Raw genomic sequence first — 3,632 nt, 5'->3', positions numbered from 1 at the left:
ATCCTGCCGTTTTTCCTGTTCTCGGCGCTGGCCGGGCAGTTCGGGGAAAAATTCGCCAAGGACGCGTTGATCCGTCTGATCAAGCTCGGGGAAATCGCCATCATGGCGGTGGGTGCGATCGGTTTCATGTTCGATCACCTGTGGCTGATGCTCGTGGCGCTGTTCGCCATGGGCACGCACTCGGCGCTGTTCGGGCCGGTGAAGTATTCGATCCTGCCGCAAGCCCTTCGCGAAGATGAACTGGTCGGTGGCAACGGCCTGGTGGAAATGGGTACGTTCCTGGCGATCCTTGCCGGGACCATCGGCGCCGGGATCATGATGTCTTCCAGTCATTACGCCCCGGTCGTTTCGACGGCGATCATCGGCATTGCCGTGCTCGGTTACCTGGCCAGCCGCGGTATCCCGCGGGCTGCAGCGGCGACCCCGGAAATGCGCCTGAACTGGAACATCTTCAGCCAGTCCTGGGCCACGTTGAAACTGGGCCTGGGGCAAACCCCGGCGGTGTCGCGTTCGATTGTCGGCAACTCGTGGTTCTGGTTCGTCGGGGCGATTTACCTGACGCAAATCCCCGCCTATGCCAAGGAGTGGATGCACGGTGACGAGACCGTTGTAACGCTGATATTGACGGTGTTCTCGGTAGGTATCGCCGTCGGTTCGATGCTCTGCGAAAAGCTCTCCGGGCGTAAAGTCGAAATCGGCCTGGTGCCGTTCGGTTCGTTTGGCCTGACCGTGTTCGGCTTGCTGCTGTGGTGGCATTCCGGGGGGATTCCCGACAGTGTTGCCGGCCATGGCTGGATTGAAATTCTCGGCTTCGGCCACACCTGGCTGGTGTTGCTCGACATCCTCGGCCTTGGTGTCTTCGGTGGTTTCTACATCGTGCCGCTGTACGCGCTGATTCAGTCACGCACCGCCGAGAACGAACGTGCGCGGGTGATTGCCGCCAACAACATTCTCAACGCGTTGTTCATGGTGGTATCGGCGATCGTTTCGATCATCCTGCTGAGCCTGGCCAAGCTGTCGATTCCGCAATTGTTCCTGGTGGTTTCGCTGCTCAACATCGGCGTCAATGCCTACATCTTCAAGATTGTTCCCGAATTCACCATGCGCTTCATGATCTGGCTGCTCAGCCATTCCATGTACCGGGTGGAGCACCGCAATCTCGAACGAATTCCCGATGAAGGTGCCGCGCTGTTGGTGTGCAACCACGTGTCGTTCGTCGATGCCTTGTTGATCGGCGGTGCAGTGCGTCGGCCGATTCGCTTTGTCATGTACTACAAAATCTACAACCTGCCGGTGCTGAACTTTATCTTCCGTACGGCGGGGACGATTCCGATTGCCGGACGTCAGGAAGATATCCAGATCTACGAACAGGCTTTCACGCGCATTGCCCGGTATCTGAAGGAAGGTGAGCTGGTGTGCATCTTCCCCGAAGGCAAGCTGACGGCGGACGGCGAGATCAATGAGTTCAAGGGTGGACTGAAGCGGATTCTCGAGGAGACGCCAGTGCCAGTGATTCCGTTGGCTTTGCAGGGGTTGTGGGGAAGTTTCTTCAGCCGCGATCCGGGCAAGGGATTGTTTCGTCGGCTGTGGTCGCGAGTGACACTGGTGGCGGGGCCGGCGGTGGCGGTTGAGGTGGCCGAGCCGGCCAAACTACAGGCTTTGGTTGGGGACTTGCGCGGGACCGTCAGGTAGTTGGTGACTGTACTGGCCCCATCGCGGGCAAGCCCACTCCCACAGGAATTGATGGTGTGCTCCAAATAGGTGGCACAACGTAAATCCTGTGAGAGCGGGCTTGCCCGCGATGGCGGTAGTGGCCTAAGCGCTGACCTTGAGCCCAACCAACCCGGCAATAATCAACGCCACACTGGCCAGCCTGAACAACGCCATCGACTCACCGAACAGGATGATCCCCGCAATCACCGTACCGACGGCGCCTACGCCAGTCCAGACTGCATAGGCCGTACCCAGCGGCAATTCCTTCATGGCAAGGCCCAGCAAACCAAGGCTGATCGCCATGGCCGCGAGGGTGAGGGCAGTGGGGAGTGGTCGGCTGAAACCGTCCGTGTACTTCAGGCCCACAGCCCAGCCGACTTCAAACAGGCCGGCGAAAAACAGAATGATCCAGGACATGTAAGACCTCATCGATTGACGGGGTCGTCCCCAGATTGATGACTCGATCGAGCCGCGAGGTCGTCCTCCCGGTGCGCAATATAGTGCCCAGCATTAATCCGGGGATCAAGTTGCCGGATCAGTCGGTGGCTTGCTGACCCGCGACTTTCCGGTCTTGCTTCTCGCTCATGCGGCGGAAATACGTCGAAAGCAGCGCGCCGGAAATGTTGTGCCACACACTGAACAACGCACTCGGCACTGCCGCCAGCGGCGAGAAGTGTGCACTGGCCAGCGCGGCACCCAACCCGGAATTTTGCATGCCGACTTCCAGTGCCAGGGATTTACGCTGGGCCAATGGCAGCTTGAATACGCGTCCGGTGAAGTAACCCAGCAGGTAACCGAAGCTATTGTGCAGCATGACCACCGCCATGATCAGCAGGCCGGATTCGGCGATTTTCGCCTGGCTGGCGGCGACGACGGCAGTGACGATAATCACGATGCTCACCACCGAGACCAGCGGCAACACGTCCACGGCGTGACGAACCTTGTCCCCGAGCAAGCGCTGGGCAACCACGCCTAATACGATCGGCAGCAGCACCACTTGCAGAATCGACCAGAACAACTCCATGAACGAAACCGGTAGCCAGGCCGAAGCCAGCAACCAGATCAGCGCTGGCGTCAGCAGCGGGGCGAGCAGGGTGGTAACCGCAGCGATGGCCACCGACAGTGCGAGATCGCCACGGGCCAGCCAGGTCATGACGTTTGAAGAGGTGCCGCTAGGGCAGCAGCCGACCAGGATAACGCCGACGGCGATTTCCGGCGGCAGATGGAATGCCTGGCAGAGCAACCACGCCACACCGGGCATGATCACGAAATGCGCAACCACGCCGAGAGCCACGCGCCATGGATGGCGAGCGACTTCGGCGAAGTCTTCGAGTTTGAGGGTCAGGCCCATGCCGAACATCACCAGGCCCAACAGCGGCACGATGGCCACCTTGAGGCTGATGAACCATGCTGGTTGCAGAAATGCCACAACAGCAAAAATCAGTACCCAGTAAGCGAAAGTGTTGCCGACAAAACGACTCAATGCAGCCAGTGCGCGCATGGCCTGATCCTTATTATGAGAAAAGCGTTAGGGAGCTAAGCATACGCTGCTTGCAAAAAAAGATCGCAGCCTGCGCCAGCGTCGCCTCAGGAAAAAGTTTTCCGTAGGCGCCGCCGAAGGCTGCGATCTTTTTGAGTGCCGATTATCTGGGAAAGAAGTCAGATCCCCTGCGGAGTCTCTTCGCCACCCAACGCTTCAACCAGCGCCGGCAGGAAATCGCCGAAGGTCAGCATCATCAGGGTGAAGCTGGCATCCAGTTGGCCGAGGGCTTCGTCGCCGCCGTCCTGTTCTGCCTGGTCTTGCAGCAAGTCTTCAAATTTCAGGCGCTTGACCACCATCTTGTCGTCGAGCACGAAGGACAGCTTGTCCTGCCAGGCCAGCGACAGCTGAGTGACCACTTTGCCGGTGCTCAGGTGCA

4 protein-coding genes are annotated in these 3,632 nt (G+C 59.2%); 1 reads left to right on the top strand and 3 read right to left on the bottom strand.

Features of this window, described 5'->3' with window-relative positions; all coding sequences use genetic code 11:
* Positions 1–1,692, top strand: a 1,692-nt coding sequence (locus D8V06_RS19775) for an MFS transporter (RefSeq protein ID WP_130931648.1), incomplete at its 5' end; no start/stop codon positions are given.
* Between the two features lie 123 nt (positions 1,693–1,815).
* Here the strand turns inward: D8V06_RS19775 and sugE are convergent.
* From sugE to rdgC, 3 genes are all read right to left on the bottom strand, one after another.
* On the bottom strand, positions 1,816–2,130 hold the full coding sequence (sugE, locus tag D8V06_RS19770) for a quaternary ammonium compound efflux SMR transporter SugE (RefSeq protein ID WP_056852917.1): 315 nt from the start codon (positions 2,128–2,130) through the stop codon (positions 1,816–1,818).
* A 118-nt stretch (positions 2,131–2,248) separates the two neighbouring features.
* Positions 2,249–3,214 (bottom strand): bile acid:sodium symporter family protein, encoded by a 966-nt coding sequence (locus D8V06_RS19765; RefSeq protein ID WP_130931647.1) that lies wholly within the window; start codon positions 3,212–3,214, stop codon positions 2,249–2,251.
* Between the two features lie 158 nt (positions 3,215–3,372).
* A partial coding sequence (gene rdgC / locus D8V06_RS19760) for a recombination-associated protein RdgC (protein ID WP_177434458.1) occupies positions 3,373–3,632 on the bottom strand: 260 nt, incomplete at its 5' end.

Origin of the sequence: Pseudomonas sp. Sample_24 (assembly GCF_004307605.1) — a bacterium.
GTDB lineage: Bacteria > Pseudomonadota > Gammaproteobacteria > Pseudomonadales > Pseudomonadaceae > Aquipseudomonas.
The sequence above is the reverse complement of the archived record's forward strand: the minus strand, read 5'-3'. Positions and strand labels throughout refer to the sequence as shown.